The following is a 15936-nucleotide window of genomic DNA, read 5'->3' on the forward strand; positions in this document are numbered from 1 at the left end:
ATCATATGCCTGAATTACCAGAGGTCGAAACCGTTAGGCGAACATTAATTCAGCTCGTAAATGGAAAGACTATCAATCATGTGACGGTACTATGGCCAAAAATCATTAAAAAACCAGAGGAACCAGAGCAGTTTTGTGATGCTCTTCGCGGCCAAACCATTCATGATGTGGATCGAAGAGGTAAGTTTTTAAAGTTTATATTAGATGATTATGTGATGGTTTCACATTTACGCATGGAAGGCCGATATGGCCTTTATGATAAAGATGAACCATATGATAAACATACTCACGTTTTATTTACTTTTACAGATGGAACTGAGCTGCGTTATCGGGATGTTCGTAAATTTGGAACGATGCATCTATTTAAAAAGGGGGAAGAAGAGGCAAGTCTTCCCTTATCTCAATTAGGTCCTGAACCCTTTTCGCAAGAATTTACGTTGAAATATTTAGAAGAAAAGCTATCGAAGACCAATCGGAAAATAAAAGTGGCACTACTTGATCAAACAAAAGTAGTTGGACTTGGAAATATTTATGTAGATGAGGCATTGTTTAGAGCAGGAATTTATCCTGAGCGAGAAGCAAATTCTTTGACCAAAAAGGAATTGAAAATACTCCACCATGAAATCATTCAAACGTTGAACGAGGCTGTTGAAAAAGGTGGAAGTACAATCCGTTCATATGTTAACACACAAGGTGAAATTGGTATGTTCCAATTGCAGCTATATGTGTATGGCCAAAATGGAAAAGCATGCCAAAGATGCGGATCAGAAATAGAAAAAACAGTCGTCGGTGGAAGAGGCACACATTACTGTCCAAAATGCCAGAAGACTCATCAATAGGAAAGTATAATTTTCGTACATAGTTTTTGGTGTCTAGCTCCAGCGCCTAGCCCCTCGAGGTCACAAGTAAATCTGTCAAGAAGGTCAAAGAACAACTTTCTGGCCAGCTCGTCTTGTGCTTGTCGGGGCTGTTCAAGGCGCTTGCGCTTTTCGATTATTTCACACGGGATGGGCTCCTTCCATATACTTATCTTATAACGATAGGAAGGAGCCTCTTTGAAATGTCCCAATTCGCATCACTCGTTTTATTAGCATTTGCTGTAAGCTTAGATAGTTTTAGCGTTGGATTCACATACGGTATGAGAAAAATGAAAATACCGTTCAAATCAATTTTAACCATAGCCTGCTGTTCAGCTGTAACGATGGCAGCAGCCATGGCGTTAGGTAAATCAATTGCACTTTTTGTATCACCTGCAATCGCCGACAGGCTTGGTGGTATCGTTCTCGTATTAATTGGTGCCTGGGTATTGTTTCAGTTTTTTCGTCCATCATCCCAGGCAGCAGAACAAAATGAAGAAAAACTATTAGTGAAGGTTGAAATAAAATCACTTGGACTTGTTATTAATATTTTAAAGAAGCCTATGGTTGCTGACCTTGATAAATCAGGAACCATTACCGGTCTCGAAGCATTTTTACTAGGTTTTGCCCTTTCGCTAGATGCGTTTGGCGCAGGAATTGGTGCAGCTTTATTAGGATTTTCTCCGTGGGTAATGGCGATGTTGGTTGCTATAATGAGCTCACTTTTTGTATATACAGGTATCAAAAGTGGTTCCGTTTTTTCAAAGAAAAGATGGGTACAGAAATTTTCATTTTTGCCAGGAATCTTACTGATTTTAATTGGAATCTGGAAATTCTAAAAAACAAAACAGGGGAGATAGAATACGTGGCATTAACAATCGGATTAACAGGTGGAATCGCAAGCGGAAAAAGCACAGTATCACAGATGTTTATAGACGCAGGAATTGCAGTAATTGATGCAGACGTTATTGCACGTAAAGTTGTTGAGGTTGGAGAAGAAGCATACGAACAAATTGTTCAATCATTTGGTGAAGATATTTTATTACCTGACAACACGATTGACCGTCCGAAATTAGGTTCGGTCGTCTTTTTCAGTGAAGAAAAGCGTCTTTTATTAAATTCAATTGTTCATCCTGCTGTCCGGAAGCAAATGCTGAAGGAAAAGGAAGAACATATCCATAACGGTGAAGAAACCATTGTATTGGATATTCCATTGTTGTTTGAAAGTAAATTAACCTCATTGGTTGATCGAACTCTTCTGGTGTATGTTGATTATGAGACACAGTTAGAGCGTCTCATGAATCGTAATCAACTTCCCAAGAAGGATGCTGAGGCAAGAATTCGATCACAAATGCCGCTTAAGGACAAAATTCAATTATCTGATGCTGTAATTGATAATAATGGCACAATTGAGGCTACAAAGGAACAGTTTGATGAAATTTGTAAGCAATGGGGTATTCAATAGACTTTTATAACGTTTTTAAAAGGTATCTCGAGTGGCTGAGATGCCTTTTTTCATGCTTAAAAATAATTTAAGGAGATTTTAAGCTGTATAAATAACCATTTTTATAAAAAAATAGATTAAAAATGTTACATAAGCTCACCAATGTGTTATACTGTTTATAAATATTGGTAGTAAAGAGTATAACATATATCCTGGAGGGGTTGTAATGAAGCCAAGAATCGCAATTAATGGATTTGGCCGTATAGGTAGAATGGTATTTAGAAATGCAATTATGGATGATTCATTAGAAATAGTTGCAATTAATGCAAGCTACCCTGCTGTTACGCTAGCACATCTCATAAAATATGATACAAACCATGGTAAATTCGATGCGGAAGTCATTCCTGAGGACGATTCTTTATTGATAAATGGAAAGCGGGTTCAGCTTCTTAGCTCCCGCGATCCTTTAGAACTTCCTTGGAAAAGCTTAAATATAGATATTGTGATAGAGGCAACTGGAAAGTTTAATTCAAAGGAAAAAGCGAGCCTGCATTTACAAGCTGGGGCAAGAAAGGTTATCTTAACAGCACCTGGTAAGAATGAAGACATAACAATTGTAATGGGTGTTAACCAAGATAAATTTGATCCTGAACAACATGCCATTATTTCGAATGCATCCTGTACAACAAATTGCTTAGCACCGGTTGCAAAGATATTAAATCAGCAGTTTGGAATTGTAAACGGTTTAATGACAACCGTTCATGCTTATACAAATGATCAAAAAAATATTGACAATCCGCATAAGGATTTGCGAAGAGCAAGAGCCTGTGCACAATCAATCATTCCTACATCAACTGGAGCAGCAAAAGCGTTATCACTTGTCTTGCCTGAACTAAAAGGAAAATTGCATGGAATGGCACTTCGTGTTCCAACTCCAAATGTGTCATTAGTTGATTTAGTTGTTGATGTTGAACGAGATGTTACCATTGAAGAAATTAATGAAGCTTTTATTACTGCTTCAGTGGGATCATTAAAAGGCATTTTGGATTTTACGACTGAGCCACTCGTATCAATTGATTTTAATACAAATCCACATTCATCCATTATCGATGGCCTGTCTACGATGGTCATTGGAGATCGTAAGGTAAAGGTATTAGCTTGGTATGATAATGAATGGGGGTATTCTTGCAGAGTTGTAGATTTGGTTAAATATATTGGTGCAAAAATCATCCAAAAAACAGAAGCAAAAGTAGGATAAGGTCAATACCCTCCCAGTGTTAGGGAGGGTTTTTATAATTTCATTTAATAATTCATGAAAGTTATTGCTAAAAATATATAAACAAAGTATACTAGATTTCGTGAACTTCTTAAAAGCCTATGCTTTTGTAGCTACTTAAAGGGTTAGGACCTCTCTGGACTAACTTTCCCCCGTGGTAGTTATGCCCATGCTTTACGCGAAGAACTCACCAAAATTTTGTAAGAGGGGGAACAACTAAATGATGGAAACAATGGGACGACATGTAATCTCTGAATTATGGGGTTGCGATTTTGAAAAATTAAATGACATGCAAGGTATTGAAGAAACTTTTGTTCAAGCGGCTCTAAAGTCAGGTGCAGAAATTCGTGAGGTAGCATTTCACAAGTTTGCTCCACAAGGAGTAAGCGGTGTTGTTATTATTTCGGAATCACATTTAACAATTCACAGTTTTCCTGAACATGGATATGCAAGTATTGATGTTTACACATGTGGAGATTTAGATCCGAATATTGCTGCAGACTATATTGCTGAGGAGCTCGGTGCGCAAACGCGCGAGAATATCGAACTTCCACGTGGTATGGGCCCAGTACAAGTTAAGCCAGCACAAGTTAAAGTACTTTAAAAATAAATAAGAATCATCTAAAATAGTAAGAGGTGTATGAACTACACCTCTTTTTTTACATTTTAAACAAAATGGGGATTATATAGATAATTAAGGAGTGGAATACATGGGATTGCAAACGTTTTTTTCGAATCACAGTGAAACAAGAGACAAACATTCGGACGAGCTTTTAAAAAGTCATTATTATAAAACGACAAATAAAAAAGCGATTGAAGCTGTAAAAAAGGTGATTAACAATATAGATGGGTACCAAATCAACTCTGTATCGGAAGACCGCGGAGAAATAAGCATTTCAATTAAAAAAGGCAGAAAAGCCTTTGTTGTGGCAACCGTCGTCTCCGTTAGACCATTTGAAACGGCAATTGACTTTGCAGTCACGACAGAAACATTATTGGTGCCAATCGATTTTGGTTATAGCCGAAAAGTAATCACGAATTTATATCAACATTTAGATAAGGAGCTTCCACTCATCGGTAAGGGAGAATCTTAAGAACATCAATAAAAACACTTGTCCTACAAAAATCTTTCTTATAAGATGAATACATAGAGATCTCCGAGGAAGGAGTTGTTACCAATGAGATGCCCTACTTGTCATCATAATGGAACAAGAGTGTTAGATTCACGTCCAGTTGATGATAGTCGTTCAATCCGCAGAAGACGTGAATGTGAAAAATGCCAATATCGTTTTACAACATTTGAAAAAGTGGAAGAAATCCCTTTAATTGTTGTTAAAAAAGAAGGAACACGCGAGGAATTCAGCAGAGAAAAAATGCTGCGTGGGCTTATTAAAGCTTGTGAAAAACGTCCTGTCTCCTTAAAGCAATTAGAGGATATTACTCATGAGGTTGAAAAAGAACTTCGAAGTCAAGGGATTGCAGAAGTGCAAAGTGATATTATTGGTGAGTATGTAATGAATCATTTGGCGCAGGTAGATGAAGTGGCATATGTTCGCTTTGCCTCCGTATACCGTCAGTTTAAAGATATAAATGTATTTATCGATGAATTAAAGGAATTAATAAAACGGGAACGCTAAGGGCTTAAGAATCTTATTAAGCTCTTTTTCTTACTTATAGAAAGGGCTTGATGAAATGGAGCATTGGAAGGAAATAGTACCTGTCGACCGCTACCTTGTTCACGCTGCAGACCTCTTGCATGACTATGACCGGAAAATTGTATCATTGCTATACCAGCCCCTTATTGGAATGAAAGCATTCAGTCTTTATATGACCCTGTGGAGTGAATTGGAGCAAAATCGGCTTTGGAGTGAGGAAAGCACTCATTATACGTTAATGGCGCTTCTTCAAACGAATCTTGAGGAAATTTATCAAGAACGATTAAAACTTGAGGGCATTGGGCTCTTAAAAACATTTGTGAAGTCTGATGAGGATTCTAGAAGTTTTATCTATGAGCTGCAAGCACCACTTTCACCAAGGGCTTTTTTCACGGATGGTGTACTGAACGTATACTTATATAATAGGCTAGGTAAAAGTAAGTTTTTTAAGCTGAAACAGTTCTTTTCTGATCATGAATTGGACTTACATGCATATAAACCGATTACAAAAGCATTTAGCGAAGTATTTGAATCAATGAAGGTCTCAAAAATGATTTCCACAATTAGTGATGAAATGAATGATAATCTTGAACGAGATGAAAATACAGAATTCATGGATCGAAATGAGGAGAAAAAGCTTTTAATTGTAAATGAAGGCTTTAATTTTGATCTGTTTTTTGCTGGAATCTCCGAGGTGATGATCCCGACAAAATCAATTACCCCTCGAGTAAAAGAAGCAATAACAAAACTCTCCTTCCTGTACGGAATCGATCCAATTGAAATGCAAGGAATTGTCATGAGTGCCCTTGACCCCAATGAAAAAATTGATATTGAAAAATTAAGAAAGGCCTCCAGGGACTGGTATCAATTTGAAACAGGTAATGAATTACCGGCTTTGACGGAAAAAGTTCAACCACTGCCTAAACAAACCATGTCACAAAAAACTCCACAAACAAAGGAAGAAGAATTAATTCAAAAGCTTGAAAGAATCTCGCCTAAAGAATTTCTGATTGATGTTTCTGGAGGAGCACAGCCTTCAGTATCGGAATTGAAAATTATTGAAGATGTTATGTTCAGGCAAAACCTTCTTCCAGGTGTTGTGAATGTACTGTTGTATTATGTCATGTTAAAATCAGATATGAGACTAACCAAGTCCTATATTGAAACGATTGCCAGCAACTGGGCTCGTTTGGATATTCAGACAGTAAAAGAGGCAATGGAAACCGCTAAAAAGTACAATTGGACTGCAGATAAAAAGGCAAATAAATATAAACGACAGCCGATACGTAAAGAATTACTGCCGGATTGGCTGAAGCAAGAAGACGAAGGAACAAAAAGCGAAACTCCAAAACAGGAAAAATGGCATGATCCCTCGTTTGAGGAAAAGAAGCGATTATTTGAAGAAAGACTTAAAAAAAATAATAGATAAGATGGAGGTGAGGACATGAAACCGATACAGGATTCTTTAAACAAACTATCAAATAATGCTGGCTTTCAGCAACGTTATGAACAAATCAAACATGAAGTTTTAAATCATCCAGATGTAAGGGCCTTTATAAATGTCCATCAAGACGAAATCACGAATGATACGATTAATAGAAACCTTGGAAAGCTGTATGAGTATATTAACCAAAGCAAGGAATGTTCGAAATGTGAAAGTCTAAATACATGTAAAAACATGTTGCAGGGATATCATCCTCATCTCGAACTTAAAGGAAATTCAATTGACTTAAGCTATGAAAGATGCCCGAAAAAGGTTATGTATGATGAACAGATTAAATATAAGTCATTGATCAAGAGCATGTATGTTCCAAAGGATATTCTTGACGCCTCCCTTGAATCCCTTGATTTTGATGAAGGCCGTTCCGATGCTATTCTTTTAATCCAGGAATTTCTTGCTCAATATGAACCAGGTAAACGGGTGCATGGCCTCTATTTATACGGTTCCTTTGGAATTGGGAAAACCTATTTTCTGGGGGCACTTGCAAATGGTTTAGCCCAAAAAAAGGTGTCATCTATGCTCGTTTATGTTCCGGAATTTATGAGGGAATTGAAGGGCTCTTTTCAGGACCAGTCAATCGATTCAAAAATTGATGCAGTTAAAAAGGTTCCAGTGTTAATGCTTGATGATATTGGGGCGGAATCCATGTCCAGCTGGATGCGTGATGATATTCTTGGAAGTATTCTGCAATATCGCATGCTTGAAAATTTACCAACCTTTTTCACATCAAATTTTGATTTTAAAGGTCTCGAACACCACTTATCATACACACAACGTGGTGAAGAGGAAAAAGTAAAAGCAGCCAGAATTATGGAACGAATTAGATACTTAGCAAAGCCAGTCGAACTTAAAGGAAAAAACCGACGCTACTAACTATATTCAGCGGGTTTTGACCCGGCTGAATATAGTTAGAGCCTCCGGCGGATGCCACGATTTTTCAGAGGAAGTTTTTCGAGCAGTAAGATCGAAGACTAAAAACACCACATCCTGTGGTAACGTCTTCATGACCCACATCGTGTGGGCCTAAAAATCGGGCGAAAATACGCCAAGGCGCATTTGATTAGAGCGAAATAGCTATCCCAAAAAGGGATAGCTATTTTTTATATTCTAAAGTTGTCCTATTTACCATATACATTTAACAGGGTAATGGTATTGGTGAAATGGGGGGACTAGCTTGATTGAAATGCATTTTCAAGAAATGACTGATGCAAGAAAAATGTATAAGGGCTTACTTGCAAAGACGAAAGCTCTTTCAATAGATTACATAGAGGTTGTAAAGGAAGAAGAAAATGTGGTGTCTGTTTTCGTATCGGAAAAAACACAATACGCTATTCAGGTCGTGATCATTCCGGTTATGACCGAATTTATTATCAAGAACAAAGAAGATCATTGGATTCTCGAATTTATTGAAAACATTTTTTACTTTACTGATTATGAAGAGAAAAAACAAATTTTAGAAATTACAAAAACATTAATGGATGGAAATAATCCTGACATACCCGCCGTCCAGGATGTTGTTCCGCGTGAGCAACTGATAGCTGAAGCACTCCATGAATTCTTGCAGGTTCCAATTTCCTTTTCATTCGAATCGTTTTTAAAGTTTCGCATGCGTTTATACAATGAGGCATTATTGCAAATTGTGGAATCAGCAATTGACGAATATAAGCTGGAGCAAGAGTATCAAACATTTATCCAAGGATTGCGAGAATTTAGGGAAAAAAGGGAACCGAAGCTCGAACAATTACATATTTTACATGATGAGCAATTTTATTTTTATAATGAAACATTTACTGAAATAAAGCGTGATGAGCTTTTTAAGTATATTGACCGAAAATTAATTTTACATCAGCCAATGTATATTGATTCAGCCGTTTTGGCACCCTTGGTATCAATTGCGCCAAAATCAATTTGTATTTATACCGATCAGATTGATAATGGTATGATTCAAACCATCCACAATATTTTTTTGGAGAACGTGACGATTTATACAAAGAAATCCTTTGAGAATAGACGCCTTAAAGCAAAAAATATATAAAATGTGTGAAGTGCCCTTGATTTAACTTTTAAATAAGACTATAATACTACATATTACAAAAACTGCATTATACTTAAAAGTTATGATGAGGACATGAATGTATGATTACGGTTATCAGAGAGGGAAGACTAGGCTGGAAGCTTCCTAACACGAATGATACATTTACCACCTTTAAACTTCAGTAGTGAACCTTTGCGTAGCAAAGCTGTAATTGCTGACGGGCAAACCGTTATTTATTTCTTGAGCCACTTGATTTTTAACTGAGTGGAAACAAGGGTGGAACCACGATACATATACTCGTCCCTTTTTTAGGGATGGGTATTTTTTATTTTCAAAAAGAAAAGGGAGTTGAAAACTGATGTCAGATGTAGTAAAAATTACATTCCCAGACGGAGCAGTGAAGGAGTTTCCTAAAGGAACAACAACAGAAGAAATTGCAGGCTCAATCAGCCCAGGACTAAAGAAAAAATCAATAGCCGGTAAATTTAACGGCCAGGAAATCGATTTGCGAACTGAAATCCATGAAGATGGCGAAATAGCAATTATTACCCAAGATACTGATGCAGCATTAGAGATCATGCGCCACAGTACAGCTCACTTGATGGCGCAAGCGATTAAGCGTCTATACAAAGATGTTAAGCTTGGTGTCGGTCCAGTTATTGAAAATGGCTTCTATTATGATATTGATATGGAAAAGTCATTAACACCTGAGGATTTGCCAGAAATTGAAAAAGAAATGAAGAAAATTGTCAATGAAAATCTTGACATTCACCGTGTTGAGGTTTCACGAGATGCAGCGATTCGTCGCTACGAAGAGATTGGTGATGAGCTTAAGCTTGAGTTGATTCAAGATATCCCAGACGGGGATACATTAACTATTTACGAACAAGGTGAATTCTTTGACCTTTGCCGTGGTGTCCATGTTCCTTCTACAGGTAAAATTAAAGAATTTAAACTTCTAAGCATTGCTGGTGCATACTGGCGCGGCAATAGCGACAATAAAATGCTTCAACGTATTTATGGAACTGCATTCTTCAAAAAGGCAGATCTTGAAGAACATCTTCACTTCCTTGAAGAGGCCAAAGAACGTGACCATCGTAAATTAGGTAAGGAATTAAGCCTGTTTACAAACTCACAAAAGGTAGGTCAAGGCTTGCCATTATGGCTTCCAAAAGGTGCGACTATCCGTCGTGTGATTGAACGTTATATTGTCGATAAAGAAGTAAGACTAGGCTATGACCATGTGTATACACCTGTTCTTGCAAATGTCGACCTTTATAAAACTTCAGGACACTGGGATCATTATCAAGAAGACATGTTCCCAATAATGGAAATGGATAATGAAGAACTTGTGCTTCGTCCAATGAATTGTCCGCATCACATGATGATTTATAAAAACGGTATTCATAGCTATCGTAAGCTTCCAATCCGTATTGCTGAATTAGGAACAATGCACCGTTACGAAATGAGTGGAGCATTATCTGGACTACAACGTGTTAGAGGGATGACTCTTAATGATGCACATATCTTCGTACGTCCTGACCAAATACAAGAAGAGTTCAAGCGAGTAGTTAACCTTATTTTAGAGGTATATAAAGACTTCGATATTGAAGACTATAGCTTCCGTCTTTCTTATCGCGACCCGGCTGATACTGAAAAATATTTTGATGATGATGCGATGTGGGAAAAAGCACAAACCATGTTAAAAGCTGCAATGGATGACCTTGGTCTTGATTATTTCGAGGCAGAAGGAGAAGCAGCATTCTATGGTCCGAAGCTTGATGTTCAGGTACGTACAGCACTTGGAAAAGATGAAACACTTTCAACTGTTCAGCTTGACTTCTTATTACCAGAGCGTTTTGATTTAACATATATCGGTGAAGATGGAAAACAGCATCGTCCAGTCGTTATTCACCGGGGTGTTGTCTCAACAATGGAACGTTTCGTTGCCTATCTAATTGAAGAATACAAAGGCGCATTCCCAACTTGGTTAGCACCTGTTCAAGTCCAAGTCATTCTAGTATCGCCAGACGCTCACTTAGACTATGCGAAGAGCGTCCAAGAGAAACTTCAAGCAGAAGGATTACGTGTTGAAATAGATGATCGTGATGAAAAGATTGGCTATAAAATTCGTGAAGCTCAGATGCAAAAAGTTCCATTTATGCTTGTTGTAGGGGACAACGAAATGGGTGAAAATGCAGTTAACGTTCGTAGGTATGGCGAGCAAAAATCAGAGACAATGTCTTTTGATACATTCCTTGCAAATGTCCTGCAAGAAGTGAAAAGGTAAAAAAGGACTTGTCAAATGTAAAAGTGCATGCTAGAATAAACATCGTTGTGTTATTCTAGTTGCACCGTTTGACAGACACCATTACAAATGTTATACTTTTGTAGGTAATTGAATACTTGTTTGAGAAAGTAGAGGCACCCGCTTCTCACCTGATTGACGCAAATTGCAGTTGGTAGGTCTTACGTTCATTAATCATTATTGTGTAAATGAATTGTAATAGTGTGGGTGTGTATACATTCACACTTTTTTATTTGTCTCAAATCTGTAAAATGCGCAAAATTTCAAACGAGGCATTCATTAGAAATGTGGAAGCGCCTTGTTCAGCCCTGACAAGCATAAGAAAAGCCGGCATGAAGGATGCCTTTTATCCTTCTTGACGGATTGGCTTATGACCTCGAGGGGCTAGGCGCTGAAACTAGACAAAGCTTGTTAAAAAACCTTGGAGGTGGCTAATTATTAGCAAAGACATGATGGTAAACGAGGGCATCCGTGCCCGTGAGGTTCGTTTGATTGGTCAAAATGGTGATCAGCTAGGAATTAAATCCAAAACTGAAGCATTGGAAATTGCTGCTAGAGCAAATCTTGATCTTGTATTGGTTGCTCCAAATGCGAAACCACCTGTATGTCGTATTATGGACTACGGTAAATTCCGTTTCGAGCAGCAGAAGAAGGATAAAGAAGCACGTAAAAATCAAAAGGTTATTAACATCAAGGAAGTTAGACTTAGCCCAACCATTGATGAACATGATTTTAATACAAAGCTTCGCAACGCAATCAAATTCCTTGAAAAAGGTGACAAAGTAAAAGCATCTATTCGCTTTAAGGGTCGTGCGATTACACATAAAGAGATCGGTCAACGTGTTTTAGATCGTTTTTCTAAAGCTTGTACTGAAGTTGCTACTATCGAATCACATCCAAAAATGGATGGTAGAAGCATGTTTTTAGTACTAGCACCTAAAATCGAAAAGTAATGAATTGAGGAGGAACTCCCTATGCCAAAAATGAAAACACACCGTGGATCTGCAAAACGTTTTAAGAAAACAGGATCTGGTAAACTTAAACGTTCTCATGCATATACAAGCCACTTATTCGGAAATAAATCACAAAAACAAAAGCGTAAGCTTCGTAAAGCTTCACTAGTAAGCAAAGGCGATTTCAAACGTATTCGCCACATGCTAGACAACATTAAATAATCACTGATCGATTGATATAGATTCTAGGAGGGTACAAAATGCCAAGAGTAAAAGGCGGAACTGTTACACGCAAACGTCGTAAAAGAGTATTAAAATTAGCTAAAGGTTATTTTGGTTCAAAACACACTTTATATAAAGTTGCAAACCAACAAGTAATGAAATCATTAATGTATGCTTACCGTGACCGTCGTCAAAAGAAACGCGACTTCCGTAAGCTATGGATCACTCGTATCAATGCTGCTGCTCGTATGAACGGTCTTTCTTACAGCCGTTTAATGCACGGACTAAAAGTAGCTGGTATCGAAGTAAACCGCAAAATGCTTGCTGACCTAGCTGTTAGCGATGAAAAAGCATTCGCAGAATTAGCAACAGTTGCAAAAAACAACCTTAAGTAATTTAGGTTATGTAAAAAGGTTACTCTCGTTGTAAAATGAGGGTAACCTTTTTTGTTGCCTGATAAGCTAACAGCTATAAATACGAGATAATAGCCATAAAAACAAATTAATGGCTATAAAAACAAAATAACAGCTATAAAAACAAAATAATGGCTATAAAACAAAATAACAGCAATAAAACTTAATTTAAATTGTAAAAGGTGGCAAAAATTATGTACGCAATTCTATCAATCTATGTAATTTTAAATATATACGGTTTCCTGCTCATGTACATCGATAAAAATAGAGCAAGAAATCACATGTGGCGCATTTCTGAAAAGCATATTTGGATCATTTCTGTTTTAGGTGGAGCCCTTGGAGCGACTTTTGGAATGAAGCAATTTCGCCACAAGACGAAGCATAAACAATTTGTCATCCTGCTTCCTTTACTTGCAGTACTTTCGATTGTTATCTACATATATATTTTAATTAACCTGTCATAACTGCTTGTACGATTGTATATGGTTTAATTAGCACTTGTATAAGTTTCCAACAGGAAGAGGTGGGTTGTACATTTGGATGAAACGATGACATTGCTGTTTGTATTTATTGAATCCACTGGACTGCTTGCCCCCATTATTTTTATTGGGCTCCATCTGATTCGTCCATTCTTTTTCATACCAGTTCCTGTTATATGCATCATCGGGGGTATTTTATTCGGCTCTGTTTTTGGGACGATTTATTCCATACTAGGTTTAACCATGCTCAGCATCATTTTTTATTTTTTATATCGGCAGGTACCAAGGCTGTCCAAAAAGGTTAATGCTCTCAAGCAAAAATGGTTGGGAGACAAAGTCAATTTTACGATTGGGCAAATTGCAATCTTACGTCTTATTCCATTTATTAATTTTCATCTTTTATCATTATGTATCATGGATGTCACAAGAAATTTTCGAGGATATACCAAAGCATCCTTTTTAACCAATATCCCGGTAGCTCTTCTATTTACTGTGTTCGGTCAATTTATCCGCGAATTCTCTACAACTGTGATTCTCGCAATCCTCCTTGCCCTTACTCTTTTGTTCTATCTACTGAGAGAAAAACAAGTTATTATCAAGTGGCATGAATTTTTTAAACCAAAAACAAATAAGTCTTATCAATAAAAAACAGTCATGAGTTTATCTCTCACGACTGTTTTCCTTTATAAGTTCTTTTATCGGACTTTTCCAATCAATCTTTGCATGTGGATATATTTCTTTTATTCTACGTTCAATATACTGGAAATCTGTATAGGTTAATCCTTTCAGATTATCATTTTTGGCCCAAACAAAGATGGACACAACCTCAAATGAGTTCTTCGTAGATCCTAAATATTTTTCCCCTTCAAATAAAACGCCCTTATTCGTTAATAAAAAGTTTTTATGGACATTTTCCAGGTCATCAAGCCAGTAGAATTCCCGCTTTTCTTGAGCAAGTTCAAGCTTCCTCTTTGGATTTAGTACGTACTTGAAAATCCGATATAATAAAAAGATGATTAGAAGTAAAATGACAAAACGAATAAGTAGGACAAACATAAGAGGACTCCCTCCATTTTCAATCTGCCAACATATACGAATTAGCTGCACAAAAGGTTTCAAGATATTTTAAATTTGTTATAATTTTTTTCTAGAGGAGGTTTTTACATGACATATAATTTAAAAGTAATGCTGTTGAATAAAGATGCTAGGCTTCCGTTGCAAGCCAATCCGGGTGATGCAGGTTTAGACTTATTTTCTGCCGAAGAAAAAGTAATTAAACCGGGTGATGCTGAATTAGTCAAAACCGGTATCAAAATTGAACTGCCAGCGGGGACAGAAGCACAAGTACGACCAAGAAGCGGATTAGCACTAAAACATTCAGTAACCGTCTTAAATAGTCCGGGAACGATTGATGAAGGTTATCGTGGAGAAATTGGCGTCATCTTAATCAATCATGGTAAAGAAAATTTTGTAGTGGAAAAACACATGCGGATTGCACAAATGGTAATTGCAGAGGTAGCTCAGGTTAACTTGCTTCAGGTCGAGGAGGTGACTGCTTCTGAAAGAGGAGAAGGCGGATTTGGATCAAGCGGTGTAAAATAATATTTGCCCAAAATTGTTAAATTGCCACTATTTTCTGTATAATAAAAATGGTCAAATCAATGAAGGTTAGGTGATGTAAAAATGACAAAGCTTGATGAAACATTAACGATGCTTAAAGATCTTACTGATGCAAAAGGAATCCCCGGTAATGAACGAGAGCCTCGTGAGGTCATGAAAAAATACATAACTCCATATTCTGATGAAATTTTATACGATGGACTAGGCAGTTTAATTGCAAAAAAGGAAGGCAATACAACTGGTCCAAAAATCATGATATCTGGACACTTAGATGAAGTTGGATTCATGATAACACAGATTGATGAAAAAGGATTTCTGCGTTTCCAAACAGTTGGCGGCTGGTGGTCACAGGTTATGCTTGCTCAGAGAGTAACAGTTGTTACGAGGAAGGGAGATATTACAGGGGTAATTGGTTCAAAACCGCCTCATATTTTATCTGCTGACGCACGAAAGAAGCCTGTTGAAATCAAAGATATGTTCATTGATATTGGTGCATCAAGCAGGGAGCAAGCTCTTGAATTCGGAGTAAAGCCTGGAGACCAAGTTGTTCCATATTTTGAATTCACAGTTATGAATAATGAAAAAATGCTGCTTGCGAAAGCATGGGATAATCGTATCGGCTGTGCGATTGCGATTGATGTTCTAAAATATTTGAAAAATGAAGAACATCCAAACGTTGTATATGGCGTTGGGTCCGTTCAAGAGGAAGTTGGTCTTCGTGGTGCAAAAACGGCTGCAACAATGATCAAGCCTGATCTTGCAATTGCTGTTGATGTTGGGATTGCCGGTGATACTCCCGGAATCTCGGAAAAAGAAGCGTTAAGTAAAATGGGTGAGGGTCCACAAATCATTTTATATGATGCATCCATGGTATCGCATAAAGGCTTGCGTGATTTTGTTGTTGGAGTTGCAGATGAACTAAGCATTCCATACCAATTTGATGCGATTGCTGGTGGTGGCACTGATGCAGGTTCAATCCACATTACGCTGGAAGGTGTTCCGGCCTTAGCGATTACAATTGCAACACGTTATATTCATTCACATGCAGGTATTCTTCACCGTGATGATTATGAAAATGCAGTGAAACTTATTGCTGAGGTAATTAAACGTCTGGATCAAGAAGCAGTAAATAAAATTAAATTTGATTGAAAATGAAAAGCCGATGATTGATGT

General features: G+C 37.3%; 19 protein-coding genes and 2 other annotated features. Of the genes, 18 read left to right on the forward strand and 1 reads right to left on the reverse strand.

The annotated features are described in order from the left end of the window. The first annotated feature begins 5 nt into the window (after nt 1-5). The 16 genes from mutM to LKW28_RS05980 all read left to right on the forward strand — a co-directional run bounded on the left by mutM (nt 6) and on the right by LKW28_RS05980 (nt 13788). Nucleotides 6-839 (forward strand): DNA-formamidopyrimidine glycosylase, encoded by an 834-nt coding sequence (gene mutM / locus LKW28_RS05905; RefSeq protein ID WP_229139430.1) that lies wholly within the window; start codon nt 6-8, stop codon nt 837-839. Nucleotides 840-1060: 221 nt separating this feature from the next. After that, entirely contained in the window at nt 1061-1696 is a 636-nt protein-coding gene (ytaF, locus tag LKW28_RS05910; RefSeq protein ID WP_229139431.1) for a sporulation membrane protein YtaF, read from the forward strand. Between the two features lie 26 nt (nt 1697-1722). Beyond that, nucleotides 1723-2322: a dephospho-CoA kinase gene (gene coaE, locus LKW28_RS05915; protein WP_229139432.1), complete on the forward strand. Its 600-nt coding sequence runs from the start codon at nt 1723-1725 to the stop codon at nt 2320-2322. A 205-nt stretch (nt 2323-2527) separates the two neighbouring features. Continuing rightward, nucleotides 2528-3559: a glyceraldehyde-3-phosphate dehydrogenase gene (locus tag LKW28_RS05920; protein ID WP_229139433.1), complete on the forward strand. Its 1032-nt coding sequence runs from the start codon at nt 2528-2530 to the stop codon at nt 3557-3559. Between the two features lie 241 nt (nt 3560-3800). Then, nucleotides 3801-4181: an adenosylmethionine decarboxylase gene (gene speD / locus LKW28_RS05925; protein ID WP_229139714.1), complete on the forward strand. Its 381-nt coding sequence runs from the start codon at nt 3801-3803 to the stop codon at nt 4179-4181. Between the two features lie 106 nt (nt 4182-4287). After that, nucleotides 4288-4671, forward strand: coding sequence for a cytosolic protein (locus LKW28_RS05930; RefSeq protein WP_229139434.1), 384 nt, complete (start codon nt 4288-4290; stop codon nt 4669-4671). A gap of 84 nt (nt 4672-4755) precedes the next feature. Beyond that, the gene (gene nrdR, locus LKW28_RS05935; protein WP_229139435.1) at nt 4756-5214 is read left to right on the forward strand and encodes a transcriptional regulator NrdR; all 459 of its coding nucleotides are present in this window, start codon (nt 4756-4758) and stop codon (nt 5212-5214) included. 55 nt (nt 5215-5269) lie between these two features. Beyond that, nucleotides 5270-6661, forward strand: coding sequence for a replication initiation and membrane attachment family protein (locus LKW28_RS05940; RefSeq protein ID WP_229139436.1), 1392 nt, complete (start codon nt 5270-5272; stop codon nt 6659-6661). Nucleotides 6662-6676: 15 nt separating this feature from the next. Then, complete coding sequence (gene dnaI, locus LKW28_RS05945; protein ID WP_229139437.1) at nt 6677-7606, forward strand: primosomal protein DnaI; 930 nt, start codon at nt 6677-6679, stop codon at nt 7604-7606. A 310-nt stretch (nt 7607-7916) separates the two neighbouring features. Continuing rightward, the gene (gene ytxC / locus LKW28_RS05950) at nt 7917-8768 is read left to right on the forward strand and encodes a putative sporulation protein YtxC (RefSeq protein WP_229139715.1); all 852 of its coding nucleotides are present in this window, start codon (nt 7917-7919) and stop codon (nt 8766-8768) included. Nucleotides 8769-8841: 73 nt separating this feature from the next. Beyond that, nucleotides 8842-9076 (forward strand) — a binding site (T-box leader). Nucleotides 9077-9126: 50 nt separating this feature from the next. Next, complete coding sequence (thrS, locus tag LKW28_RS05955; RefSeq protein WP_229139438.1) at nt 9127-11058, forward strand: threonine--tRNA ligase; 1932 nt, start codon at nt 9127-9129, stop codon at nt 11056-11058. Nucleotides 11059-11178: 120 nt separating this feature from the next. Continuing rightward, nucleotides 11179-11313: a sequence feature (ribosomal protein L20 leader region), on the forward strand. 197 nt (nt 11314-11510) lie between these two features. Then, nucleotides 11511-12029 (forward strand): translation initiation factor IF-3, encoded by a 519-nt coding sequence (infC, locus tag LKW28_RS05960; protein ID WP_229139716.1) that lies wholly within the window; start codon nt 11511-11513, stop codon nt 12027-12029. 21 nt (nt 12030-12050) lie between these two features. After that, nucleotides 12051-12251, forward strand: a complete 201-nt coding sequence (gene rpmI, locus LKW28_RS05965) for a 50S ribosomal protein L35 (RefSeq protein WP_116351718.1) — start codon at nt 12051-12053, stop codon at nt 12249-12251. Between the two features lie 38 nt (nt 12252-12289). Continuing rightward, nucleotides 12290-12646, forward strand: coding sequence for a 50S ribosomal protein L20 (gene rplT / locus LKW28_RS05970; protein ID WP_229139439.1), 357 nt, complete (start codon nt 12290-12292; stop codon nt 12644-12646). A 212-nt stretch (nt 12647-12858) separates the two neighbouring features. Next, entirely contained in the window at nt 12859-13128 is a 270-nt protein-coding gene (locus tag LKW28_RS05975; protein WP_229139440.1) for a DUF1294 domain-containing protein, read from the forward strand. A gap of 72 nt (nt 13129-13200) precedes the next feature. Next, nucleotides 13201-13788 (forward strand): TVP38/TMEM64 family protein, encoded by a 588-nt coding sequence (locus tag LKW28_RS05980; protein WP_229139441.1) that lies wholly within the window; start codon nt 13201-13203, stop codon nt 13786-13788. A 15-nt stretch (nt 13789-13803) separates the two neighbouring features. Here LKW28_RS05980 and LKW28_RS05985 read toward each other — a convergent pair whose 3' ends face one another. Further along, entirely contained in the window at nt 13804-14199 is a 396-nt protein-coding gene (locus tag LKW28_RS05985; protein WP_229139442.1) for a sigma-w pathway protein ysdB, read from the reverse strand. Between the two features lie 108 nt (nt 14200-14307). Between LKW28_RS05985 and dut the strand changes: the two genes are divergently transcribed. Beyond that, on the forward strand, nt 14308-14745 hold the full coding sequence (gene dut / locus LKW28_RS05990) for a dUTP diphosphatase (RefSeq protein WP_229139443.1): 438 nt from the start codon (nt 14308-14310) through the stop codon (nt 14743-14745). An 81-nt stretch (nt 14746-14826) separates the two neighbouring features. Further along, a complete protein-coding gene (locus LKW28_RS05995) occupies nt 14827-15912 on the forward strand; it encodes a M42 family metallopeptidase (RefSeq protein WP_229139444.1) in 1086 nt (361 codons plus the stop codon). Nucleotides 15913-15936: the final 24 nt, after the last annotated feature.

Origin of the sequence: Bacillus sp. REN16 (assembly GCF_020731355.1) — a bacterium.
Lineage (GTDB): Bacteria > Bacillota > Bacilli > Bacillales > Bacillaceae_L > Ferdinandcohnia.